Raw genomic sequence first — 22964 nt, 5'->3', positions numbered from 1 at the left:
GAGCAGCTTCATGCGATGACGCTCAAGCAATTGGGCGCAGAGGAAGCGCGGAAATTTGGGAACCTGACCCAGATGGATTACCTGTCCCAGACCCTGGAAGGCTTTAATGAACGATTCTTGATGAGTCAGCTTGCACTGCGTTTTCCTATTATGGTTTTCAATGTTGGAAGTGCGGAGCTGGCATCCCGGGTCAGGGAGGCATTAGGGGAGTATAGCGTAGAAAAACCATTGTTCAATACGTTTTTTTCTCCTTTAAGGGGAGGCTGGTTTAAACTGGATAAACTCAGATTGATTGATACCTTCGGACAATTTCAGGAGGTTCAATGCAGCCAATATGCCATCGCTGAAGATATGAGAATGTCGCCTCTCCCGATTGGACAGTACATGATGCTTCCTCCGCGCTTCATGCAGCCCACCCGGCTGGACTTCAACTGGATTCAGGCCCGCAGCGGGGAAAAATGCGATTTTAATCTTCCGGATTCCCCCATTTGCGGCTGGATGATTCCGAATTATATGGATCAAAGCTTGCTGATTTACGATGAGGACGGCTATATGCTTGGAAGTCTAATCGTGACGGCCTACGAAGGGGACCGGGTCCATTGGAGAAATGCGCCGGGCACACCGGAGAGTGCGCCTTCGATAGGAGGATCCGCAGAACTGCCAGATGGTATAAATCCGGATATGAAAGCTTTCTTAAGTGAGTTTTTGCGCCGAAGCCGTGAACATAAGGAAGATGTGCTCACCCCTTTTCTTGACCTGGTCGACTCGGCCTTGTGGGTAATCCATCAGCCCGATTCCACTGGCTCAACCGGTTTAAGCCAATATGCTGGAAAACCGCTGGCTTTGGTGAAAGCACGTGTCGAGCTGGTGCAGGCCGGGCCCCCTGCGGCTTATAAATTTTTTGAAACCTTTAAGGGGCCGGATTCCCCTCCGGATATCTCCATTAACCAGTTTAAGATGCCGTTATGGATTGGCGAAACCCATCATACGGGGGACGGTATGATCGGCTTTTTTGTTCATGACGACGACCATGACCACACGGGATATAAGCAGTTCAACAGCGCTTTTGCCGATACGGGGTACACATCCGATTATTTCAGGCATAATCGTCAGGTCGATGTTCCCGCTAGTGAATATACGGGCGGAACGGCCTTGTCCCTGATTATGGACCCGTATGCAACGATACATCTCATAAGCGGTATGCTGCCTGTCGTTGAACACCGCCTCCCTCCGGATCGGATTGAAGCTGCATTAAACAGGCTCTATCTGACCTTTTATTTAGGTCCACTGCTGGCCGGAGGACAAAGCTATGTAATGCCGCTGACGCAGCTGCCCAACAGAGAATGGGAATTTATCACGCCCGGAGAGAATGGAGCATGGGTTGAAACTTCCAATCTCTACCCATCCAACGGAAACGCCTTTCTGGTTCCGTCTCCCATCAAAGCGGTAGAAGGCTGGCTGAAGTTAAGGTTAGGAGAATCGCCTGAATCTCAATAAGGAGACAATTGGATACAGCAAAAACCTCTCCTCCAGCTATAGATGGTTGTACTTCCATCTCACCGAAGGAGAGGTTTCTTTTTTCGTTGCTTTCTCGGCTAGCAGCGGGAACATGTATACTGGTCGACGTTATGCGATGACGCTGCCGAGGACGAATTAGCTACTTCCGTGTATAATAACATGCAGGTACCTTCTCCTCCGCTTCGGGATGTGGCCGCGATCCGCAATATATTATCGGCATCTGGACCAGCCGGATCGCCCTACAAGGTATGTTACAAGTTCATCGTCGAAGCCGATCCCGAAACCCGGTGTGGTCGGAATATGGATCTCGCCATTTTCGATTCGATATCCAGATACGTCCATTCCCTCAATTGTAATATCATCATATTCCACAAATTCGAAGTTACGTACCGCTGCTGCCAAATGTCCCGACGCGTAAATGCCGTAGGCATTGCCGTAACAATGAGGCGCAGACCGCAAGCCATGGGCATCCAGCTTCTCGCCTAATTCCATCCAATGCGTGAAGCCGGGCCAAATGATATCGTACTGCAGCACATCTACACGGCCGCGAATCGCCCACTCAACAAGATGAGGTGCTGCAAGACCTTCCCCATCGGCGATAAGCACATTCTGTCCGCGTTGGCGGAGCCATTCCTTCAGGTCCTCGTACAAGGCTTCATCCTCATGAAAGGCTTCTTCCACCCAGTATAAATTCACGTCAGCCAAAGCTGCCAAAACCTCTTTGGTCAAGTTCAAATTATATGCATTATTCGCATCGATCATGATCTTGCCTGCGGGACCTGCCACTTCCGATATCCCATGTACGATCGCGATATCTCGTTTGGTCCCTTCCCAGAGCGGCATATGGCGTCCGCCTCGGCCAACCTTAATCTTAAAATGACGTTGGCCCTTCGCATAACCTTGCATGGCTTCTTCTTGCATCAATGCGACTGCAGCCCGCTCATCGGGCAAATGCAAATCATCGAAGTAAAGCGAGGTATCGTAACAAGGGACAACCACAGGAGTTCCCGATACCATGTGGGCACCGGATACTAATTGGTACACGGGTTTACCTTCCCGCTTCCCTAACCAATCGAACACGGGATATTCCAATTGTAAATGATACGCTTCATGCAGTCGGCCACGCTCATCGAATAAGTCAAGCAATCGGCGGCCAATTATGTTTTCGGCCCACTCCGGCGTTATATGAATCGAGCTGCCGTAACCTGTTTGTCCATCGATCGTAATTCTGGCGATATCCACTGTGCAGCTTTTGCCATGAATGCCGATTCTGCCATTGGCCCCCGCGCTTCTGGCTCGTTCTCCGGTTAACTTGGCGAATTCGATTTTTTCCACTTTCCAATCAGCCTGTATGCCCGCAATGTTCATAGGATCCTCCTTAACCGACTCGACGGTATCATGTCCCTATTTAATTCGTGTGCAGAACACTGTTTTAGATTTATATTGTTAGTAGATAAGAAAAATTCTTCATCCATGGAGTTCTGTAATAAAAGTTCACGGTTTCAACAGTCGTGAGTAAAAAAATTACCCGTCCCATTTTGTTATTGGATTATCATGACAAGTACTGTCACTATTATGAGACTTAATGTAGATGTATCCATGAGTGGAGCTACGAATAGACATGTAAAGGAGACGGGTAACAATGTTGAAAGCGATCCCTTTTATTATGCTGGACGGAAAGGTTGAAGAGGCAATCCGATACTATGAGGAAGCGTTAGGCGCGACAATCCTGTTTAAGCAGACGCTCGGAGAATCGCCAGGCGGCGAAAAACTGTCCAAAACGGAGAGAGCCCGACTCGCTCACTCTATTTTGCGAATCGGCGACACGGAGCTTTTTGCGGCTGACATTGATGCGGATTTTCCCTACAAGGAAGGAAATCAGGTGAATATTTGCTTGACAACACCAGATGTAAATCAATCAAAGCGTTTCTTCCAAGCTCTGCAGCAAGGAGGTCAAGTGAATATCCCTCTTGGAGAAGTTCATTTTAGTCCTGCATATGGCGTTGTGACCGACCGGTACGGCATTACGTTTCAGATTTTCACAGTGAAACCGCAATAACAAACTGTCACAGGCTGCCCTAACTACAAGCTGGAGGGCAGCCCTTTTAAATTCTGCCTGGCAGGCAAGTAGATTAATTAAACGAATGGATTCGCCTAAAGTTTAACACCTAATATCCTGCTCTTTGGCTAATGATTTGGGAGCATTGATAAGAAAAGTATCATCGACGTTTGCTGTTCCGGTGGTGTTCACGCGTAACGACGCCAAGGGAACAAGGCCGGAGTGTCAATCCATCGGAGGATGTATTGAATCAATCATCTACCCCTTAGCTTTATAAGACATTTTGGCTTCACTCATAAAATTAGCGCTCGCCCACTTCCCCTCCATCTTAAACAACTCATAAACAGCCTTATGGTCCATTGGCGGTCCATCAATCCAATTAAGCAGAGTGTGAATGATGGATTTCTTTTCTGGGAAGTGCTGAAGAAAGACTTCAGCTTGCTCGTGAAGTCGAGTCGTCCATATCTGAGAACGCACCATCACCATGGAATAGAATGTTCGGATTAGTTTACGAGCGAAGCTTTTTGTTATGGTTTTATAAGCTTCTCCAGACGCTGTTGTTAACCTTGCTAACTTCCGCTCAAGGACCTGTTCAATATCGCCATTAAAACGGATTGGTATCTCTGCTGTAAGCTTATAAGGGCCAAACCGTTCTCCTAGATCCTCTCCATATACACAAACACAGAGCTCTTTAAGAAAGGCATTTTCGAAATAATTTGCAGGGTCAAGCGTATAATCATAATACGCTACAGCTATACCGACATCACGAACTAAAGAACGATAATTTTTAGATAGTTCTCCAGCAAGTAAGTTTAATTCTGCTAACTTATCTGAACTCAATTGGGTATTGAACATAGCGATAAGGTCTAAATCGGATTTAATTGGAATCGCTTCTCCTCTCGCTACACTACCATACAGATAAACACTATGAAGTTGTTGATGAAATGCCTGTTTAAGGCACTCGATCGATTCGTGGATGCAAGTCATATAGACATCATCAATTTTGTCTTTGCTAACATCGCTTACTATGAAACCATTAGGGTCCAGACCATAACCAGCTATCAATATTCTCATTCCAATCACCGCCTTACATCAAAACAAGTTGCGAGCTGCTGTAATCTCCTGAAAATGAATGATGATATCAAACCATTTGGCGAGAGGCCCAACCATGTGAAATGTTGAATCTTTCTCCGGGTCGTAATAAGGACCAATCACCCGTATTTTGGTTGGTGTGTTGAGCCATGCTCGGACTGTGTCCGGTTGAGTAGCATTCAGATTCAGGAGGTAAGAATCCAAATCGACTTCTCCCAGGACTGCTTCTGCAAACTCTGCCGACGGTTCAGGAATGTAGTCTGCACCCAATCCGTGATGGAAGGTTACGCCCAGAGATGTGTAACCCGATCCAAAGTATTCATGCAGATAGCTTCCAGCACTGCGCCCCGTCGCGAGGAGACTGTCTTTGGCTGTATGTGCAATCCCTCCCCAATAAACCACTTTGTCACTTGTGTTCTCCTGCCACCAAATCATGTTATTTGCCATTCGATGATCGAGGTCAAGGCTCTCAAAGCCCTCGTACTCATAGAAGCCTAAGATGAAACGAGAGTGTTGAAGCGCCAATTCGTGCCCGTCATTTCTCGGGAGCTTGGCAATGAGCTGGTAGGCCAGTCGTGCGTGATCAATGAATGGCTGTTTATTTAGCTGGCTGGAGTACCACTCGACATGCTTGTCTATTTCACCCGAGGGACGAAGAAACAAATAATGAGTCTCTAGCTCATCCAGCTGTTCCGGCGCATTTATACGCACATAGTTAGCTACTTCGTCGAATACCTGAACATGCCCTGCACCGAAGTACCCACCAAAAACTCGAATGGTATCGTCCGGGTTCTGTACATTATAGGAGCGCATCCAACATAGAGCATCGAGAACCTCTTCTGTCTGTAAAGGGCCCCAAGCTGCAGTAAGCAAAGCTTCTGGGTCCCCCTTGCCTGTACGCAAGTACTCATTAAGCTGCATACCTACAGTCCAGTCCGTTTCCAGAAAGAGCGTACGGAATCCTAGATATTCAACAAGAAATCTCGTAAGTCGGTCCTTAATGAGATATATCTGGTGAGCGCTTCGGGCACCGCGAGTCGACTCTCCAATCCCGATGACAGTACTGTTGCGAAAGATATTGGCTAAGGGCTCTAAATCAGTGTAAGGAGCCTGGGGATCAATTGTGGCGATAGCGTAAGCATTACTCCTGATCCACTGGGTCACCGCTTCCTCTGCTGAATCTGAGTTGGTTCGTACTTCTTCCACAGTAATCATCCCCTTGACTTTTTAAACTTCACCTTATGCTATATACTATCCGAACGTTCACTGATTGCTTTATTTGCTTGGCGCAACCCCTTTTATCAGCAATTCCGTCCATTGGGCGGTATAGGGCATTATCTTCGAGTAGATATGCGGGCTGGAGATCCCTTCAACCAGGGCCTGGAAATAAATCAGCAGAAACTCATCCGAATATTTCAGATCGACCTTCCCTTCTTTACGACCGCGGTGAAACAAATCCAACATGAGACTGTAGCTCTCCTTAACGTGCTCCTGCATCATCAATGATAATCCGTCATCGTCCTTCTTTGTAAAATAATCCATTAAATCCAAATAAAACTGCTTGTTGATCTTCTCCAGAAAGTGAATTTTCATCTGACTCATGGCAATGATCGTTTCTTCGAACGGTTTATTTTCGGCCATAATTTTTCGGGCCTCATCCCCCATTTGAGTTATAAAATACTTAAACACCTCATGGATCAGGTTTTCTTTGCTCCCAAAATACTTGAAGATTGTCGTTTTACCGACATTGGCATGTCTAGCAATCTCATCCACCGTTACATTTTCGATGCCGACTTCAGTATTTATCAAGTTAAAAGTTGCCTCCAGAACTTGATATTTCTTCGCTTGTGTCCTCTTTTCAAAACCATTCATTCCTTATTCCTGCTTTCTGACGATTATGACTAAAAAAAATTTTAAGGAAGATTTAGTTCGTATTTTCCCTTCCTATTTATTATATAGCGAAATTATGAATGATCAAACAAATATGAGTTCTAAACTTATGTTTTTTTGCATTGACTATGCGGAAATTCGGGTGTATAACTGAAACTGTAAATGAACTTTGGTTTAAAACAAGGCGATTATCATATAAATACGAACTAATATTAATAATATAGTTCGCTAATTATGAGATTGAAGCTTTGTATTAAACTGGAAAGCACGTTACTAAAACTGGTTATGAAGGAGTTTTAGTGCTATGACAAACATTGTGAAAGTGCAAGGCCTGCAAAAAAGCTTCGGGAAATTCAAGGCGTTGCATGACGTTTCATTTACGGTAGATGCCGGGGAAGTTGTCGGCTTTATCGGGCCGAACGGGGCGGGGAAATCCACAACGATTCGTACACTCCTCGGGATCATCCATCGGGATGCCGGGGATGCGAAGATCTTTGGCAAGGATGTATGGAAGGACAGCCTTGAGATTCACAAACGACTTTCTTATGTTCCTGGGGATGTGGCGCTTTGGGGCAGCTTAACAGGCGGCGAAATCATTGATTTATTTATGAAATTGCATGGCGGTGGAGACAAAAATAAACGCGACTATTTGATTAAACGGTTTGAATTGGATCCTAAGAAGAAGGCCAAGGGCTATTCCAAAGGAAATCGGCAAAAGGTCGGCTTGATCGCGGCTTTATCCGTTGACTCTGATCTGTATATTTTCGATGAACCGACTTCCGGCCTTGATCCTTTGATGGAAGCCGTCTTCCAGGATGAAGTCGAAAAAATCAAGCTTGCAGGAAAAGCCATCTTACTGTCCTCCCATATTTTAAGCGAAGTGGAACGACTGGCCGATAAAGTGGTTATCATTCGCCAAGGCAAAGTGGTTGAAACCGGGACATTGGATGAGCTTCGTCACTTAACCCGTTCTACAGTAACTATGGTAACGCAAGGCAATGTCGCTAAAATGGCATCCGTGAACGGTGTCCATGATTTCAAGCAATCCGGCAATCAAGCGACATTCTCTGCGGATAACGAGTTTATCAACGATATTTTGTCCGAAGCGGCAAAATTGGGCGTCAAGAAGTTTGAATCCGTGCCGCCTACGCTGGAAGACTTATTCATGCGTCATTATGAAGTCTAAGAGCGGAAACGGAGGAGACTAAAATGCAAGAAAAATTTGCGCGTTCGCGTATACTACTCGCCCAATATTTGAAACGTGATTGGAAAAAAATCATCATCTGGGTTTTAGGCTTAGGCTTGTTTTCTGCCGGATTTGTCCCGGCTTTTGTAGAAATCGGCAAAGGGCAAGGTTCACAGGGAATGTATGAAACCTTGCAAAATCCTGCCATGATTTCCATGGTTGGTCCGACACCGGTTGAGACGGGAGCGGATTACACATTAGGTGCGATGTATGCGCACGAAATGTTGTTATTCTGCGGTTTGTTTGCAATGATCATCGCTGCTTTGCATGTGGTAAGCCATACTCGCAAAGAAGAAGATCTCGGGCTTACTGAACTCGTACGCTCTTTTCAAGTTGGTCGTCAAGCCAATTCGCTTGCGGTGATCGCCGAAGTCGTTATGATTAATATTCTATTGGCGCTTGTGATTGGTGGAGTCATGACCAGCTATGGCGTAGATACGATTTCGGCCGAAGGATCCTTTTTGTTTGGCGCATCCATCGGGATGGCCGGGATCCTGGGAGCCGTGATCGCTTTGGTTATGGCGCAATTGATGCCGACCTCCTCCGGGGCAACCGGTTCATCGCTCGGAATTGTAGGCTTGCTTTACATCTTCCGTGCCGGAACGGATGTGTCGAATGTTGATTTTTCTATGATCAATCCTATGGGTTGGACATATCTGACCTATCCTTTTACGGATAACAATTGGTTCCCTCTCATTTTGGCCGTAGTCTTCAGCGTCATTGCCGTGATCATCGCGTTTGCCCTTGAAGACGGCCGAGATATGGGGGCCGGTTATTTGCCAGAGCGTGAAGGGCGGGAGTCGGCAAAAAAATCATTACTGTCCGTACCCGGTCTGTTTGCCAAGCTGAATAAAGGCGTAATGATCAGCTGGTTGATTGCCTTCGTTATCATGGGAGCGGCCTATGGTTCGATTTATGGAGATATGCAGGCTTTCCTTGAAAGCAATGAAGTCATGAGTCAAATGTTTACGATATCCGGCGTTTCCATCGAAGAATCCTTCACCGGGACCATTATGATGGTCATGATCGGAATGGTTTCCATTTTGCCGATTGCGATCGTGAACAAACTGTTCTCGGAAGAAACGCGGCTGCATTTAAGTCAGCTTTATGCTACCAAAGTGACGCGAGCTCAGCTCTATTGGACGAGTGTCATTTTGGCCATCGTCGCTGGAATCGTTGGCATTTTGCTCGCTTCTAGCGGTCTAGGCGGGACGGCCATTTCTGCCATGGGTGACCGCTCGTCCATGAATATGCGGGATTTTTTCGTGGCTGGTTATAACTTCTTCCCTTCCGTGTTATTCTTTACGGGACTTGCCGCTTTGGCTTTAGGCTGGGCCCCAAGACTAGGGAAAGCGGTATATGGGTATCTTGGCTATTCTTTTGCATTAAACTACTTTGGCGGCATTTTGGATTTGCCGAAATGGTTCGCAAAGACAGCCGTTCAAAGCTGGATTCCGCGGATGCCTGTAGATCCGTTTGATCCGGCAACCTTTATTACGATCTCGGTGATCAGTGTTGCTTTGATGGTTATGGGCTATATGGGATATCGCAAACGGGATATGGTGGAAGGAGCTTAGCTGAGACATTCAGGCTTTGAGAGTGATTATGAACAAAACGGGCTGAAACGTGTATTTTCGGCCCGTTTTTTGTGCATTAACGAAGTTTATCCGAAGAGCAAACCGATATTGCCAAACTGCTCGCCCGCCATCATTCGCTGAAACGCGCTTCGTGTCTCATCTATCGCGTACATACGGTCGATCAGCGGACGAATCCTGTGCTTGTCCATGAACTGAAGCATCTCAGCAAACTCCTCCCTGCTCCCCATCGATGTACCGATCCAGGACAGCTGAGGAAAAAACAAAGCCCTAAGCGGCACCTCTACCGTATCGCCGGAGCTGGCCCCGAAACTGATAATCCGCCCATTGGGCTTAATCACCTTTAAGTACTGGGAAAAGGTAGCCGGACCGATGCTATCCAGGATCACGTCCACCTTCTCCCCTTCCAGCTCTTCGTTCCAATCCCCGTCGCTTGAAAAAGCCCTATGTAAAGAATTCCTACGAGCTTCAACAAGCTTGGCTTCACTGCGGGATGTAACACTCACGACAGCCCCCGCAGCTTGGGCCATAAGCATAGCATAGGTTGCAACCCCGCCTCCTATGCCCGGAATGAGCACATGCTCGCCTGCCTTGATTTGGGCCCTTGTAAACAGCGCACGGTAGGCTGTCAGAGCCGACAAAGGAAGTACTCCCGCTTCCTCCCAACTCAGATATAATGGCTTTCTGAAGGCATTGCCCGCCGGGATCACTGCCGTCTCGGCAAACGTGCCGTCCATCGGTCCTCCCAAAATCTCCGGTACCTCCGGGACCTCTTGGGTCCGCTCCCAGCCGATCGTCGGATGGATGATAACCTCGGTGCCGATAGTGAGATCGCTAACTCCCTCACCCACTTCATCAATGATCCCTGCCCCGTCTGAACCTAGAATGAGCGGCCTGTCCGCTGCCTGCCTTCCCTCCATTAAAAATAAATCGCGGTGATTGAGACCAGCCGCCTTCAAGCGGACTCTAACTTCACCTAGCCCCGGTTGTTTCATTTCCACATCACGGACCCGAAGTCCGTTCAGGCCGCTTGAGCCATGATGAATAACTGCTTTCATATGAACCCCTCTCTTTCCTCCAGCCTGTTGGCCGTCCTGGGTTCATTGTAAGATTCACCCCGATGCATGTAAAATTGTTAGTAATGAATATGACATTCAGTAAAAATGAATCCTGGAAGGTGAACCGAATGGAAAGTGGAGATTTACGGATATTTTGCACAGTAGCGGAGGAAGGCAGCATCACCCGGGCTGCCCAGCGTCTCCAGTATGTGCCCTCCAACGTCACGGGTCGGATCCGCCAGTTGGAAGAAGGTCTGCAAACAACACTGTTTATCCGAAGCAACCGAGGGATGGAATTGACTCCAGCGGGCAAGATCCTGCTTGGATATGCGCGTGAAATTTTAAATTTGCTGGATGAAGCTAAGAAATCCGTTCAGGCTGAGGATAAGCCGCGGGGACAGCTGCGAATTGGAGCGATTGAATCGACCGCTGCGGCTTATCTTCCGGAACGCCTCGCCGATTATTATGCTCGATACCCTGAGGTCAGTCTGTCTCTTAACACGGGCAATTCAGCCGTACTCATGCAGCAAGTACTGAACCGTGAACTCGACGGGGCTTTCGTGTACGGCCCTGTAACGCATCCTCAACTGAAACAGATTCCTTCCTATCATGAAGAACTAGTGTTGCTCACCGGAGTTGAGGCCGAGAGTCTGCAGGAGCAATTGCACAAGCCAATGCTGATCTTATCGACGGGCTGCACACACCGGTCCAGAGTGGAGCGCCTGCTGGCAGAAGCCGGAGTCCATCATCCTCGTATCATGGAGTTCGGTTCGCTCGAAGCCGTGATCGGAGGAGTTGCTTCGGGACTCGGCGTAGCTCTCCTTCCGAGGTCCAATGCCGTAACAATTTCCAAGGAGAGCAACATGAAAGCCATGACGCTTCCAAAGTCCTATCGTGAGCTAGTGGTGCATTTTATTTTTCACCGGAACGTCCCGGTCAGCAGCGCTCTTCGAGCTTTTCTAAAGCTAGATAATCCATAGTGGTTGAAGTTTCTCTCTCTGAAACTTCAACTCCTCTTTCTCTAAAAACGCCGACTTCCCCTCCGTGTTAGGGCTTACTTGCCTTGATTACAGCTGATACGATGTAATCCTCGATATTCGATCCTTGAACCCAATCTTTAATAAAAGCTTTGGACTCATCCTTCGGTTCGATGGAGATATCGGTATATATGCTTTGTTGAAGCATGGTATATATCTCGCTGATTGAAGATGCTCCTGATATGCAGCCTGAATACAGTTCATCCAAGTCATTCTTTATTTCTGAAGGAAGCACGGCTGTTGTCACAATATCGGAAATCGCCAGTCGGCCGCCACTTTTAAGAACACGAAACGAATCATTAAACACCTGCTGCTTATCTGGCGAGAGGTTGATAACACAGTTTGAAATGATGACATCCACGGTGTTATCAGCAACAGGAAGATGCTCAATTTCTCCTAAACGAAAATCTGTATTCGAATACTCCCCTCTAATAGCATTGTTACGTGCACGGCTAACCATTTCAGGTGTCATGTCAACGCCGATCACTTTACCGGTCTCCCCCACCTGCCGGGCCGCTAAGAAACAGTCAAAGCCCCCGCCGCTGCCTAAGTCGAGTACGACTTCACCAGGCTTTAATGACGCAATAGCTTGGGGATTGCCGCACCCCAAACCAAGATTTGCACCTTCAGGCACCGCGCTTAGTTCATCATTCGAATATCCAAGCTTACTGGAGATCGAATTGAAGTCGGAAGGTGTGCTGCAGCAGCTGGTTGCTTGCGTGTCGGTTTGACAACATGAACCGGCATAACTTTCTTGAACAGCCACTTGTTTATAACGGTTACGCACATTCTGACGGATTTGATCCTTCGTTACTTGATTCATAGATATCCTCTCTCCTTCAAGTTTTTTATACAATCAGCAACAGCTAGGTGCACAACAGGCTATTGTATTCGTAGGTTGCCGTCTCCAAAGAAGTTGGTTCAACACTCCCTCCTTTGGCTCCTTCCATTTCCAGGCTTCCCTTACGGAGCGCTCAATTTCGAGCTGCTGCTGTTTCAAAAGATATTCTTCGGCCCACCAATTTAAATACATAGGTAATACCCTCCCTACAAATGATTTCTTATTTTCAAATAACGCATAAGCTTGCGTACAACGTATTTCGCGTCCGGCCCCACCCCCCTTAATGTTGCGGAAGCAAAGGAACGCTGTCCTTCTAAACCGACATAATAAAGTCCTGGAACCGTAAGGCTTATTCCTGCTTTATGGGTCGGTTTTCCCTCAATGTCAAGTGCCCCGATGGGTTGCAGGTTAGATAGATTGGGGCGATAGCCGGTCGCAAAAATGACGGTATCTACCGGTTCTTTCGTTCCATCTGGCCAGATGACGCCCTCGGCGTAAAAAGAGGTAAATATCAACCTTTGATCTGGCTTCCGAGCCTTTAATCGTGCACGGTAATCATCCAAGTCGGCAACGGAATTCGGGATTGGCGGCTTTTTGCCGAATCTCCAGAAAGGAAATGTATCCAAACCGACGGCTCTAAGCCAAAAGTGCAGATCAATTCCTAGTACTTTTGTTTTCGTAAGTTGAACGGGCCGAAGCACAGCAAGCGATGTATGGCTGTTGTCAGCAAGCTCGACCGCAATTTGAACCGCAGAATTCCCACGCCCAACGACCACGACTCGTTGTCCCCGGTAACGAGTCGGATTTCGATACGCGGAAGAGTGCAGGATTTCCCCTTGAAAAACCTCCGCTCCGTTTATGTCAGGCGTATGTGGATTATGAAAGGAACCTGTCGCATTGATGATCGTGCGGGCCAGATAGACGTCTCCTGCTGCTGCCTGGACAGAAAAACCGTTCTCTGTTTTCTCCACGGCAATAACTCTTTGATTCGTTCGAATCGGTAAGTCCAAACGCTGGGCATACGCTTTAAGGTACTGAATCACTTCATTTCGGGACGGATAGTGGGTTGCAGCCCCGGATATCCTCATCCCTGGCAATGAGGACAGCCTTACAGGCGAAAACAGCTTTAAACTATCGTAATAATTTGGCCAGGACCCCGTTGCATGCTCGCCTGCTTCCAGGATCAAAAATTTCAGTCCGTTTTTCTTCAAGTAATACCCGGATGCAAGACCGGCTTGCCCGCCTCCGATAACTATTGCATCTAATTCTGATGCCATCTTATTACCTCCCCTTATTAATTGCACTTTGCAAGTAATTGAGGTTAAAAAAATTTAACCGATAATGGGGTTGCAGCAATTATCCGATTTAGCCATGGCCTCATTCATTAGCTTGATGGAGCGAAGGACCGTCTCTTTCTCAAATTCGGTCATAAATGAGAATACTTCATCAAAATAAGCATTCATTTGCTGGTCGATCGTGGTAGCTACGTATTTGCCCTCGACCGTTAAGGTGAGTATGGATATCCGTCGATCAGTAGGATCAGGCGTCTTTTTAATTAAATTCATTTTGATTAGAGACTGTACTTGTCTGCTGAATGTTGTAATATCAGTCCCCAAAGTATCTGCGATTTGCTGGATCGAAGGATGATGCTGACGGTCGACTTCAAACAAAATATGACTTTGGACAGGAGTGATATCATTTCCACCCACAGTGCAGCAGTTTTTGTTCAATAAGCCGAAACGGCGTGTCATAATCTGAAATAGTTCGCGAGTGCTTTCCATGTTCTGTTCACCTCTTGATTCATTTATACACGAATAATTTGCAAAATGCAAATGTTATTTTGGAGATGAAAAAAATTTTCTTTCATTTGATTTTTTATTGGAATCCGAATATTATATAATCGTTCACTTATATAATGATCTTTAAACCGATAAGGAGGCGTTGGCTTGGAGCAGATCCACCAAATGGCTGATAAGTTGAAGCTGCTAAGCGATGGTACCCGTCTCACCATTCTATCCTTGTTGAAGGAGCGGGAATATTGCGTATGCGAGCTCGTTGATGTCCTGGAGATTTCTCAACCGGGCGTAAGTCAGCATTTAAGGAAGTTAAAATCCCAAGGCCTTGTAAAGGAAGACAAACGCGGTCAGTGGGTATATTATTCCTTGAGCGTAGATGTTCCGCCGTATATTAAGTCGGTACTCGATTATACGCCTGATTCTATGGCCATTCTAGCCGCACTTAACAAGAAAGGAATAGTTACGGTTTGCAAGTAAGACCATTGCAACATCCTGAAGTCAGTTATTTCTTGTTGTTTATAGTTGTTTATATAAGTATATAGTTATATAATGATTCGCGATGTTCATCGATGACAAAGACTTTCGCAATAAACGGAGGACGAGATGGTAACTGTTGTATTAGCATGTCTCATTTTTTTGATCACCCTGGCCTTGGTCATCTGGCAGCCTAGAAATTTATCCATCGGATGGTCGGCCTGCGGCGGTGCTGTGCTAGCGTTACTTGCAGGAGTAGTTAGCATTCAAGACGTTTGGGATGTAACCCAAATTGTATGGAATGCCACATTAGCATTCGTAGCGATCATCATCATCTCTCTAATTTTAGACAGGGTCGGATTCTTTGAGTGGGCTGCCCTACATATGGCACGCGCTGCACAAGAAAACGGAATCCGCATGTTTGTATATGTTAGCATTTTGGGGGCTGTTGTTGCCGCCTTTTTTGCGAATGACGGAGCAGCACTCATTTTGACACCGATCGTATTGGCCATGGTAAGGGCACTTGACTTTGATGAGAACAAGGTGTTCCCTTTCATAATCGCGAGCGGGTTTATCGCCGATACCACTTCACTTCCGCTGGTCGTAAGCAACCTGGTCAATATCGTATCCGCTGATTTTTTTGGAATCGGCTTCGCGGAGTACGCCGGCCGTATGATCATTCCGAATTTGTTTTCACTAATTGCCAGCATCCTGGTCCTGTATTTCTTCTTCCGTAAAAGTATTCCGCGGCGATTTGAAGCCGCCCGTTTGAAGGAGCCTGCCGATGCCATCAAGGACCCCTTCATGTTCCGGATCTCCTGGTATGTTTTAATTGTTCTTTTAATCGGTTACTTTATCAGCGAGTTTCTTAGTATACCTGTATCCCTTATAGCGGGTGTCACAGCTGTTTTGTTTCTACTACTTGCCCAGCGCAGTCGTGTCGTTCCAACCAAGGAAGTCCTTAAAGGAGCTCCGTGGGCAATTGTCTTTTTCTCCATCGGCATGTATGTCGTGGTATATGGTCTCCGAAACGCGGGGCTTACAGATTTGCTCTCACAAGTTATACAAGCCGTTGCTGACCAAGGATTATTTGTAGCGACAATAGGGATGGGGTTTATTGCGGCTCTTCTGTCATCTGTCATGAACAATATGCCTACGGTTATGATTGATGCGCTTGCCATCGACGCTACCCAGACGTCCGGAGCAATTCGAGAAGCATTAATTTATGCTAATGTGATCGGCTCTGATTTGGGGCCTAAAATCACGCCGATCGGTTCACTGGCAACATTGCTTTGGCTTCATGTGCTTTCCACCAAAGGGGTCAAAATTTCTTGGGGAACTTACTTTAAAACCGGGATTATCCTCACGATCCCAACGCTGTTTATAACTTTGCTCGGGCTCTATTTGTGGTTAGCCGTTTTGTAGTTTATATAAAAGGAGACGATTCATTATGGAAAAGAAAACCATTTACTTTCTCTGCACCGGCAACTCATGCCGCAGTCAGATGGCTGAAGGCTGGGCTAAACAGCATCTAGGGGACAGCTGGAATGTATACAGTGCCGGTATCGAGGCTCACGGGCTGAATCCCAATGCTGTTCGAGCTATGAATGAGGTTGGGATCGATATTTCCAACCAAACCTCGGACATGATTGATCCGAAGATACTGAACAACGCGGATTTGGTTGTAACGCTGTGCGGTGATGCTGCAGATAAATGCCCTGTTACCCCGCCGACCGTAAAAAGGGTTCATTGGGGATTTGATGATCCTGCGAAAGCTCAAGGTACAGATGCAGAAAAGTGGGCTGTATTCCAGAGAGTTCGGGATGAGATTCGGGATCGAATACTTAAGTTTGCTGAATCAGGCGAATAAACTTGTACCCGACAGATGCCGACGGGGGCATTGGCCAAGTCGACCGACTACGGCGAAAGCTGCGACGTCCTTCCCACCAAAGCCCTCGTCATCATGTGCAATGGGTGTCCGATCAAAATGGTCGGACGTCGCTGCTAACTGCCGCTTCATTTTTTTCATTACAATTGGTTGTAATGCTCATCCGTTACAGGTTCCAACCATTCGGGCGTACCTGCTGTGATTGCGATATGTCGAACCAGCCGTCTTGGCTGCACCATGCCAGTGTTTTACACCATCATGGGTAACAATCACATCTCCGGCTTTCAGGATTGGGCAGGTTTTCCGTCTTCCTGATACCAGGCAACGAGAATATGTATCGGATTGTCCATTAAATGCTCCTTTACCACCTCTTCGTTCCCGATCAAAATTTTTGCCATCCAAATACCGGCCTCAACATCTTGCGAATCCAATATGCAATGATCGTCCCTGGGTTCCATGAACCGGGATTCTGCAAGTACTCCATGCATTGATCGTTGATAATATAAGTCCAAGTGGAGGTAGGGCTCTTCAGGCCGAACTTTTCCCACTCCTCAGGATCGTTTGAACCTCCGAGCTTTTGGAGCATATTTGCATGCAGCGCGCAATTTAACGACGATAGCAAATGACTATTATGGCTATCATACAAATTGCCGCATCCCAGCAGCGATTCCGCTTTCGCAGCGCCCGCTTCATTCAAATAAACATTGCGCTTGAACTCATCGAAATCGTAATGCTTATCTTGCTCAAGCTGCCGAGCCACCTCAGCGAAGCGAGTATCGTTGTCCTTGGAAAAGCCCGGCTCACCGGCGATGACCAGCGGCACCCGCGCTTCGTCGAGAAGCAGCGAGTCCGCTTCGTCGACGATGACGTAGCGAAAAGGACGATGCACGGTATCGGCTTCGTTTAGTGCGATCGTGTCGCGCAAATAATCGAATCCTGCTTCTTTGGCCGTAACATAGGTTATATCTGCGGCGTACGCTTGCCGTTTTTCCAACAGACTCATGCCCGCTTTAACCGATTTTACCGTTAACCCGAGGAAACGATAGATAGGGCCCATCCACTCCGCATCCCGATGTGCCAGTCAGCACATGAACGCCTTCGCCGGTTAACGCATTTAAATATGCAGGCATAACCGCAGAGAGCGTTTTTCCTTCGCCGGTATGCTGCTCGATCAATAATCCTTCATGAAGAGCGATGGCGGCCATGATCTGGACATCGTAGGGTTGTAATCCAAGCCTTCTCTTCGCTGCCAGACCAGCGCATAGGCATCGACAAGCAGCTTGTCCAACGGTGTGCCAGATCGTGCTTCTTGTTTCAACCGGAGAGATTCCGCTTGAAGCCTTTGATCGTCCCAGGCTTCCAAATTCCGCTGCCTGATGAGCACCACTTTGCCCCGGTAGCCTTTCAGCTTTGTCTGGGTATCAAAGTCTTTGATTTTTTGCATCAACTTGACGGCTAAATTCATCGATAATCGATCTTAATTCATATCGATTCTCCCCTTACAATATGTAATGAAAGTAAAAATCAGGATTTCATGAAATAGTATACTATAGTTCGAGCACATCTCCTAACTTGTACCGATACACAAAAAGACGCCAATATGGCGGCTTTCTATGGCCCAAATTTGGCCTCAACAATATTTTAAATAGGTTGTTATCCATTATACTGACATGAGCTTGATGCTTAAACGACAAAGTCGTTAAGACGCTGCAATCAGCCCTTTAAAATGGCTTCATGACCATAAGCACCAGTATGGCAATCATCAGCAGCTGCGCTGCCGTCTCGATGGGCACGAGCTTCTTTTTGATCAGCAGTCCGAACTCGGCGGGTATTTCATTACCCTGGTCGTAATTTTCAGAAATGCTCTTCTCGATCTTGTTCAAACGGGGCTCGATCCATCCGTCAATCAGGACGACCGTGAGCAGCGATAAAAGGATGGACACATTCAGCCACATCTGGGATAACCCCATCTTGGTTATGATCATAAGCCAAACCCCGGTTAAAATAAGGACGGTCCCGCCGATTTTAGGTAGGATAGACAGTCTGTTTGCTATACCAAATGCAAAGTGCAGCTGTCCGACGGTCTTGGCGGACCTTCGTATGATGGGCAACACGAAAGTGGGGCCAATGATAGCGATTGAAGCCAATATATGCAAAACGAGCAGGATTCCAAACAAACCCATAGTCCCCTCCTCCTTAGCCCACCGTCGTATTATGGGTTTGATAGGCTAGACCGATCCTTTTTCCATTAAACGGTCCTCCAAGCTCAAGATGTTCCAGCATACATGTGACCACATCGTCATACGCAACATTCAGCTCATGAAATCGACTGAACAAGTAACCGGCAATATCCGCCTCGGAATATTCCTTGATCGTCTCTTGAACCGGAACGGGTAAGGTTTCCGTTGTTACAAGAAGAGGAACCGAATCCGGCTGCTCTCTCGACACTGTCATGGTTCCCGGACACATCATGGACCAATCGAGTCCAGTCTGCTGCAGCCTTTCGAAGTTCCGGTTGTGATTCCTGTATTCAGGTGGGAAGCCGGGTAAATTGTTGCCGATAAGATCTGTATAGGGTATATCCAGCAGTCCGGCTCCCCCCATTACCCATACCCTCCCGGAGAAACTTGGCACCGATTCACATTGGCTTATAATGTTATCGACGATCCGAATAAATTCGTCTCCCTGCCCCGCATGTCCGGCTGCAAGAATAGCGGCGTCTTGGTGCGCCAGCGCCTCACCGACGCTAACCGGGTCCATCATATCGCCCGCGATAACCTTCACATGCTTGGCGGAATGCTCGCCTAGTTGTTCATAAAGTTTCTCCGAATTTCGCACAAAAGCGGTCATTTCATGACCCATTTTTATCCCTTGTAGCAGCACTCTCTTCCCTGTATTCCCTGTCGCTCCAAACACAACAATCTTCATTGGTCGTTCCTCCTCTTTCGTGTCCCCATTATTTGGTTAGCTCAAGCTTAGCATCGCCCTTGCATGATGTTAAGAACCCACTTTAAAGTAGGGTCCTTACTAAAAAGTAAGCATGACAGGAAAGATATCAATATTGACGTGGACGCCGGGAGGATTGGAATCTTTTGTAGGCAGATTGATGGCAATTCTACTAAAATGGGCATTTATGATCTAAATCCCGTTAATGCATGCCACATGCCAAGAGGGATCGAGTTCAATTATTTGACGCAGACGTTCATCATAGGATGGTGCATATATTTTAAAAAAATGTTGTCATTTTGCGACCGTAGGTAAAAATAAAAGCCGCCCGGGATTCCGTGGCAGCTTTTGTTTGGATTATTGAATTCGTGAAAAGGTACCTTGAGACCCGTGTATTACGCTGACTCTTCAACACTCCGCTTATTATGATTCTCTCCCCAAGCACACATGACTTCTGCTACAGGAATCAATGTTGTTCCGTACTCACTGAGAGAGTATTCTACTTTTGGAGGAACCGTAGGGTAGACCGTTCTTTCGACAATGCCTTCTCGCTCAAGATCCCGGAGATGTTGGGAGAGCATTTTTTGTGAAACCTCAGGTATAAGCTTCTCCAGATCATTGAATCGCTTATTGGAGTCCATCAAATGCCATAGAATCATGGGCTTCCATTTGCCGCCTAAAACATGAATGAGTGTCTCAATCGGACACTGACGCTGATGAATCATGGATGGATCATCCCCTTACTTTCAAGTAAGTGCATTACCTAAAAATTGCCATAAGTAAATCTTACGTCAGCTCTGCAATCAAGTCAATCATGAAAACAAAAAAGGATTCAGACTTTAACCAATACAGGCTACACCTCTCCCTCCTTGTGATATCCATCTAGAATGAGATGAAGTCTTCTTAAGATTGGAAATGGAAGGTCCTCTAATCCCTTCCCTTCAAATATTATTCTACACATAGTTGGAATCCCTTTAACGGATATGGTTATCCAGAGCATCGATGGCTGCTTCAATAGAAGCAATGCGTCTTACCAGAAGCGTCTTTTGCGGGCTGCCTTCTTTAGCGTTTTCATACTGGCTCTTAACGGAAGGAAGAATTCCGGCTATAACCGTTCGGGCTTCGAGGATGTCGGACATCTCATATGGAAAATCCGTTCCGTGCCAAGCATGTTCTAGACTATCTAAGGCGATTTTCACTGCATCCCGTCGTTTCTTAATGAGCGATGTGTTCGCTTCTTTCTCGGTCATCCTTTTAAAGCCGCTTTCGAGTTTTCTTAAAGTTGACTGCATCGATTGTATCAGCAATTTTTGGCGTTCTGTGGTTACAGCTTTCATGTTCATCCCTCGCTTTTTATATATTTAATCGAGTGTGGACCTCTATTCCTATGGGCCTCCCAAATCCATGGGAATGCTGCTCCCTTCTCTACAAGGTGCCACCGGGTATTAGCGCTGTACCTAGGAACTCCGGAAGAATCCCTTTCTTTCGTTTCCAAATATAACTGTACAACATTCATGCAAGTGCAAAGAAAAAGCGGCGTATCATTGATTCTGGCTCTAAAAAGATTATCAATGTACTTTAATGTTTAAGCTTAAGCTCTATGACAGCTTATCCAGTCAGCTAAGCATCCGGTTCTTATCGATGCCAAAGAAAAAAGCGCTAAAACCTAAGGTTTTAACGCTTGCCTGATTTACTACCGGTCCACTCTTCATGCAACCTGTCTGTCGGACTCCCCTGTACGCGATATCAAAACGGTTCTAATCAGCCGCCGTCGCCATGCTCTCAAGAAATCCGACGATCAGTTCACATTGCACCGTAGCCGGTGGCATCAAAAATCCCGCATTATTAATCCGCTAGCTAGTAATCCGCCTGCTTGGCCCGATGCACCGTCAAAGTCACCCGATTGGTTTCACACATGAACGTGGAGAGATGTACAGGCTCGTCCTTGGCGTCGAAGGCGACCTTCAAAATCCGAAACAAATTGGCCCCGACATCGCATTCCAGCAGCTTGGCATAGTCTTGTGTCGCGCTAATGACATCGATTTCTTTATCGTTGCTTACGATCTCCGTCCCGTATTCCTCGGCCAAAATTTTATACGTGGACTCATTCATCGCGATTTTCTTCTCCAGATCGGGGAATCGGGTCAAGGAATAATGCGCGATATCGTAGAACAGCGGACGTTCATTGACATACATGAGACGCTCCAGCTCCAGGACAGGGCTGCCGGCTTCAATGGCAAGATGCCCGGCCACCTCTTCCGTCGCTTCAATGACATTGCTTCGTAGAATGCGGGAATTCGGAATCATGCCAAGCTGGTGGCTGAACTCCGAGAATCCGCTTACAGACAGCAGCTCGTTGTGAAATTTGTTGGAGGCCACAAAGGTCCCCCGTCGCGGAATCCGGGTAAGGGCTCCTTCCCGCACCAGTTCCTCAATCGCTTTGCGGATCGTTATCCGGCTTACGTTATAAATATCGCACAGCTCTGCTTCCGTCGGTATTTGCTCATCCGGTTTGTAGCGTCCGTGCTGGATGTCATTCTTCAACATCTGCCGGATCTGCATATACAGCGGTTGAGGGGTCGAAGGATTTAAATTCATCGAACATTCATCCTTATCCATCAATGATCATTTTCTTATCCCTCTATTATACATTGATGGCCGCCCCCAGTCACCATGCGGCAAAATAGCTTATCGTTTTCGCGGCCCTTTGCGCGCCTTGCTCCAGGCATTTATCGACCGGAAGCCCGTTCAGCGTCCCGTAAAGAAACCCGGCAATAAAAGAATCCCCGGCCCCCAGCGTATCGACGACCTCCACTTCAACGATCCCATGCTTATAAAATTGGACGCCGTCATAAGCCAGCGAGCCGTTTTCACCCAGGGTGGCCACGACAATTCGGGGACCCCGGGCCTTAATTTCCCTCATCAGATTCCGGATATGCTCGTCATCCTGCGTATAAGACAAAAACGGATAGTCCACATAAGGCGCAAGCGTCGTTACGAGTTCATGGTCCAGCTTATCGGCAAAGTCAAAAGAGGTCAGCAGCCCCTTTTCTTTAAAATAAGGAAAATAGCGGTCGGCATGGCCCCATATTGCGGAATGGACGAGCTGGAACGACTCCGTAAACCGAAGATCCTCCGGACTGAGGGAGAAGCCGGACATTACGCCTTCCTCATAGTCTCCCAGCTTTCTTTCGCTGCCTGCCATTTCGACGTAGGTCACCGCAGTGGTTCCTTCTTTGGCCGATACCCTTGACGTATTGACGCCCTTCTCCTGGATCGCCCGGACCATGATCTCCCCATAACGGTCGGTTCCCACCCAGCCAATATAAGCGGTGTCCGCGCCCAATTCAGTCAAATAGACGGCCACGTTCACCGGGTTTCCTCCAGGGTAAGCCTCACCGGTAGACTGATACACGTCCATGCAGTTGTCTCCGACGGTCACGATTCGCATCTTCTTTCACCTTCCCTCTGTTCAAAGAAGGAGTGCCGCATGGTATTACAGCAATTACAGCACTCCCGATGCA

Annotated in this window: 22 protein-coding genes and 1 pseudogene; 8 read left to right on the top strand and 15 right to left on the bottom strand. The window is 47.2% G+C overall.

Features of this window, described 5'->3' with window-relative positions; translation table 11 throughout:
- Positions 1 to 15 precede the first annotated feature (15 nt).
- A complete protein-coding gene (locus tag BBD41_RS29040; RefSeq protein ID WP_099480238.1) occupies positions 16 to 1497 on the top strand; it encodes a hypothetical protein in 1482 nt (493 codons plus the stop codon).
- A 231-nt stretch (positions 1498 to 1728) separates the two neighbouring features.
- Here the strand turns inward: BBD41_RS29040 and BBD41_RS29035 are convergent, their stop codons facing one another.
- Positions 1729 to 2886, bottom strand: a complete 1158-nt coding sequence (locus BBD41_RS29035; protein ID WP_099480236.1) for an enolase C-terminal domain-like protein — start codon at positions 2884 to 2886, stop codon at positions 1729 to 1731.
- Between the two features lie 274 nt (positions 2887 to 3160).
- Here BBD41_RS29035 and BBD41_RS29030 point away from each other — a divergent pair, with 274 nt between their 5' ends.
- Entirely contained in the window at positions 3161 to 3577 is a 417-nt protein-coding gene (locus BBD41_RS29030) for a VOC family protein (protein ID WP_099480233.1), read from the top strand.
- A 258-nt stretch (positions 3578 to 3835) separates the two neighbouring features.
- Here BBD41_RS29030 and BBD41_RS29025 read toward each other — a convergent pair whose 3' ends face one another.
- The 3 genes from BBD41_RS29025 to BBD41_RS29015 all read right to left on the bottom strand — a co-directional run bounded on the left by BBD41_RS29025 (position 3836) and on the right by BBD41_RS29015 (position 6541).
- Positions 3836 to 4651, bottom strand: coding sequence for a nucleotidyltransferase family protein (locus BBD41_RS29025; RefSeq protein WP_099480231.1), 816 nt, complete (start codon positions 4649 to 4651; stop codon positions 3836 to 3838).
- An 18-nt stretch (positions 4652 to 4669) separates the two neighbouring features.
- A complete protein-coding gene (locus BBD41_RS29020; protein ID WP_157929348.1) occupies positions 4670 to 5875 on the bottom strand; it encodes an erythromycin esterase family protein in 1206 nt (401 codons plus the stop codon).
- Between the two features lie 69 nt (positions 5876 to 5944).
- Entirely contained in the window at positions 5945 to 6541 is a 597-nt protein-coding gene (locus tag BBD41_RS29015) for a TetR/AcrR family transcriptional regulator (RefSeq protein WP_077566422.1), read from the bottom strand.
- A 322-nt stretch (positions 6542 to 6863) separates the two neighbouring features.
- Here BBD41_RS29015 and BBD41_RS29010 point away from each other — a divergent pair, with 322 nt between their 5' ends.
- On the top strand, positions 6864 to 7745 hold the full coding sequence (locus BBD41_RS29010; RefSeq protein WP_099480227.1) for an ABC transporter ATP-binding protein: 882 nt from the start codon (positions 6864 to 6866) through the stop codon (positions 7743 to 7745).
- A gap of 23 nt (positions 7746 to 7768) precedes the next feature.
- Positions 7769 to 9382 carry an ABC transporter permease gene (locus tag BBD41_RS29005; protein ID WP_099480225.1) on the top strand — a complete coding sequence of 538 codons (1614 nt, stop codon included), beginning with the start codon at positions 7769 to 7771 and terminating at the stop codon, positions 9380 to 9382.
- Positions 9383 to 9468: 86 nt separating this feature from the next.
- Here BBD41_RS29005 and BBD41_RS29000 read toward each other — a convergent pair whose 3' ends face one another.
- Positions 9469 to 10458 carry a zinc-binding dehydrogenase gene (locus BBD41_RS29000; RefSeq protein ID WP_099480223.1) on the bottom strand — a complete coding sequence of 330 codons (990 nt, stop codon included), beginning with the start codon at positions 10456 to 10458 and terminating at the stop codon, positions 9469 to 9471.
- A 128-nt stretch (positions 10459 to 10586) separates the two neighbouring features.
- Between BBD41_RS29000 and BBD41_RS28995 the strand changes: the two genes are divergently transcribed.
- Positions 10587 to 11438, top strand: coding sequence for a LysR family transcriptional regulator (locus BBD41_RS28995; RefSeq protein ID WP_099480220.1), 852 nt, complete (start codon positions 10587 to 10589; stop codon positions 11436 to 11438).
- 67 nt (positions 11439 to 11505) lie between these two features.
- Here BBD41_RS28995 and BBD41_RS28990 read toward each other — a convergent pair whose 3' ends face one another.
- The 3 genes from BBD41_RS28990 to BBD41_RS28980 form a co-directional block, all read right to left on the bottom strand.
- Positions 11506 to 12318 (bottom strand): arsenite methyltransferase, encoded by an 813-nt coding sequence (locus BBD41_RS28990; RefSeq protein ID WP_099480218.1) that lies wholly within the window; start codon positions 12316 to 12318, stop codon positions 11506 to 11508.
- A gap of 224 nt (positions 12319 to 12542) precedes the next feature.
- On the bottom strand, positions 12543 to 13613 hold the full coding sequence (locus BBD41_RS28985; protein ID WP_099480216.1) for a flavin-containing monooxygenase: 1071 nt from the start codon (positions 13611 to 13613) through the stop codon (positions 12543 to 12545).
- Between the two features lie 54 nt (positions 13614 to 13667).
- Positions 13668 to 14117 carry a MarR family winged helix-turn-helix transcriptional regulator gene (locus BBD41_RS28980; RefSeq protein ID WP_077566429.1) on the bottom strand — a complete coding sequence of 150 codons (450 nt, stop codon included), beginning with the start codon at positions 14115 to 14117 and terminating at the stop codon, positions 13668 to 13670.
- Between the two features lie 165 nt (positions 14118 to 14282).
- Here BBD41_RS28980 and BBD41_RS28975 point away from each other — a divergent pair, with 165 nt between their 5' ends.
- From BBD41_RS28975 to arsC, 3 genes are all read left to right on the top strand, one after another.
- Positions 14283 to 14609, top strand: coding sequence for an ArsR/SmtB family transcription factor (locus tag BBD41_RS28975; protein WP_077566430.1), 327 nt, complete (start codon positions 14283 to 14285; stop codon positions 14607 to 14609).
- A 126-nt stretch (positions 14610 to 14735) separates the two neighbouring features.
- Positions 14736 to 16031 (top strand): arsenic transporter, encoded by a 1296-nt coding sequence (locus tag BBD41_RS28970; RefSeq protein WP_077566431.1) that lies wholly within the window; start codon positions 14736 to 14738, stop codon positions 16029 to 16031.
- A 25-nt stretch (positions 16032 to 16056) separates the two neighbouring features.
- On the top strand, positions 16057 to 16476 hold the full coding sequence (gene arsC, locus BBD41_RS28965; RefSeq protein ID WP_077566432.1) for an arsenate reductase (thioredoxin): 420 nt from the start codon (positions 16057 to 16059) through the stop codon (positions 16474 to 16476).
- Positions 16477 to 17068: 592 nt separating this feature from the next.
- Here the strand turns inward: arsC and BBD41_RS28955 are convergent.
- The 7 genes and pseudogenes from BBD41_RS28955 to frlD all read right to left on the bottom strand — a co-directional run.
- Positions 17069 to 17959: pseudogene (locus BBD41_RS28955) on the bottom strand (preprotein translocase subunit SecA); the annotation flags it as partial.
- Between the two features lie 256 nt (positions 17960 to 18215).
- Positions 18216 to 18677 (bottom strand): DUF2269 family protein, encoded by a 462-nt coding sequence (locus BBD41_RS28950; protein WP_099480214.1) that lies wholly within the window; start codon positions 18675 to 18677, stop codon positions 18216 to 18218.
- A 13-nt stretch (positions 18678 to 18690) separates the two neighbouring features.
- Entirely contained in the window at positions 18691 to 19422 is a 732-nt protein-coding gene (locus BBD41_RS28945) for an NAD(P)-dependent oxidoreductase (RefSeq protein WP_099480212.1), read from the bottom strand.
- Between the two features lie 413 nt (positions 19423 to 19835).
- Positions 19836 to 20165: a winged helix-turn-helix transcriptional regulator gene (locus tag BBD41_RS28940; protein ID WP_099480210.1), complete on the bottom strand. Its 330-nt coding sequence runs from the start codon at positions 20163 to 20165 to the stop codon at positions 19836 to 19838.
- Between the two features lie 249 nt (positions 20166 to 20414).
- Positions 20415 to 20777, bottom strand: a complete 363-nt coding sequence (locus BBD41_RS28935) for a hypothetical protein (RefSeq protein WP_099480849.1) — start codon at positions 20775 to 20777, stop codon at positions 20415 to 20417.
- Between the two features lie 520 nt (positions 20778 to 21297).
- Complete coding sequence (locus BBD41_RS28930; protein WP_099480208.1) at positions 21298 to 22038, bottom strand: GntR family transcriptional regulator; 741 nt, start codon at positions 22036 to 22038, stop codon at positions 21298 to 21300.
- A 70-nt stretch (positions 22039 to 22108) separates the two neighbouring features.
- A complete protein-coding gene (gene frlD, locus BBD41_RS28925) occupies positions 22109 to 22891 on the bottom strand; it encodes a fructoselysine 6-kinase (protein ID WP_099480205.1) in 783 nt (260 codons plus the stop codon).
- Positions 22892 to 22964: the final 73 nt, after the last annotated feature.

Source organism: Paenibacillus ihbetae (assembly GCF_002741055.1).
GTDB lineage: Bacteria > Bacillota > Bacilli > Paenibacillales > Paenibacillaceae > Paenibacillus_AQ > Paenibacillus_AQ ihbetae.
This window is presented reverse-complemented; position numbering and strand designations above follow the sequence as displayed.

What these genes read in the sequence shown, in the direction of transcription:
- BBD41_RS29040 (WP_099480238.1), top strand. Translation starts at nt 16, where the DNA reads ATGACGCTCAAGCAATTGGGCGCAGAGGAAGCGCGGAAATTTGGGAAC.
- BBD41_RS29035 (WP_099480236.1), bottom strand. Translation starts at nt 2,886, where the DNA reads ATGAACATTGCGGGCATACAGGCTGATTGGAAAGTGGAAAAAATCGAA.
- BBD41_RS29030 (WP_099480233.1), top strand. Translation starts at nt 3,161, where the DNA reads ATGTTGAAAGCGATCCCTTTTATTATGCTGGACGGAAAGGTTGAAGAG.
- BBD41_RS29025 (WP_099480231.1), bottom strand. Translation starts at nt 4,651, where the DNA reads ATGAGAATATTGATAGCTGGTTATGGTCTGGACCCTAATGGTTTCATA.
- BBD41_RS29015 (WP_077566422.1), bottom strand. Translation starts at nt 6,541, where the DNA reads ATGAATGGTTTTGAAAAGAGGACACAAGCGAAGAAATATCAAGTTCTG.
- BBD41_RS29010 (WP_099480227.1), top strand. Translation starts at nt 6,864, where the DNA reads ATGACAAACATTGTGAAAGTGCAAGGCCTGCAAAAAAGCTTCGGGAAA.
- BBD41_RS29005 (WP_099480225.1), top strand. Translation starts at nt 7,769, where the DNA reads ATGCAAGAAAAATTTGCGCGTTCGCGTATACTACTCGCCCAATATTTG.
- BBD41_RS29000 (WP_099480223.1), bottom strand. Translation starts at nt 10,458, where the DNA reads ATGAAAGCAGTTATTCATCATGGCTCAAGCGGCCTGAACGGACTTCGG.
- BBD41_RS28995 (WP_099480220.1), top strand. Translation starts at nt 10,587, where the DNA reads ATGGAAAGTGGAGATTTACGGATATTTTGCACAGTAGCGGAGGAAGGC.
- BBD41_RS28990 (WP_099480218.1), bottom strand. Translation starts at nt 12,318, where the DNA reads ATGAATCAAGTAACGAAGGATCAAATCCGTCAGAATGTGCGTAACCGT.
- BBD41_RS28985 (WP_099480216.1), bottom strand. Translation starts at nt 13,613, where the DNA reads ATGGCATCAGAATTAGATGCAATAGTTATCGGAGGCGGGCAAGCCGGT.
- BBD41_RS28980 (WP_077566429.1), bottom strand. Translation starts at nt 14,117, where the DNA reads ATGGAAAGCACTCGCGAACTATTTCAGATTATGACACGCCGTTTCGGC.
- BBD41_RS28970 (WP_077566431.1), top strand. Translation starts at nt 14,736, where the DNA reads ATGGTAACTGTTGTATTAGCATGTCTCATTTTTTTGATCACCCTGGCC.
- arsC (WP_077566432.1), top strand. Translation starts at nt 16,057, where the DNA reads ATGGAAAAGAAAACCATTTACTTTCTCTGCACCGGCAACTCATGCCGC.
- BBD41_RS28950 (WP_099480214.1), bottom strand. Translation starts at nt 18,677, where the DNA reads ATGGGTTTGTTTGGAATCCTGCTCGTTTTGCATATATTGGCTTCAATC.
- BBD41_RS28945 (WP_099480212.1), bottom strand. Translation starts at nt 19,422, where the DNA reads ATGAAGATTGTTGTGTTTGGAGCGACAGGGAATACAGGGAAGAGAGTG.
- BBD41_RS28940 (WP_099480210.1), bottom strand. Translation starts at nt 20,165, where the DNA reads ATGATTCATCAGCGTCAGTGTCCGATTGAGACACTCATTCATGTTTTA.
- BBD41_RS28935 (WP_099480849.1), bottom strand. Translation starts at nt 20,777, where the DNA reads ATGAAAGCTGTAACCACAGAACGCCAAAAATTGCTGATACAATCGATG.
- BBD41_RS28930 (WP_099480208.1), bottom strand. Translation starts at nt 22,038, where the DNA reads ATGAATTTAAATCCTTCGACCCCTCAACCGCTGTATATGCAGATCCGG.
- frlD (WP_099480205.1), bottom strand. Translation starts at nt 22,891, where the DNA reads ATGCGAATCGTGACCGTCGGAGACAACTGCATGGACGTGTATCAGTCT.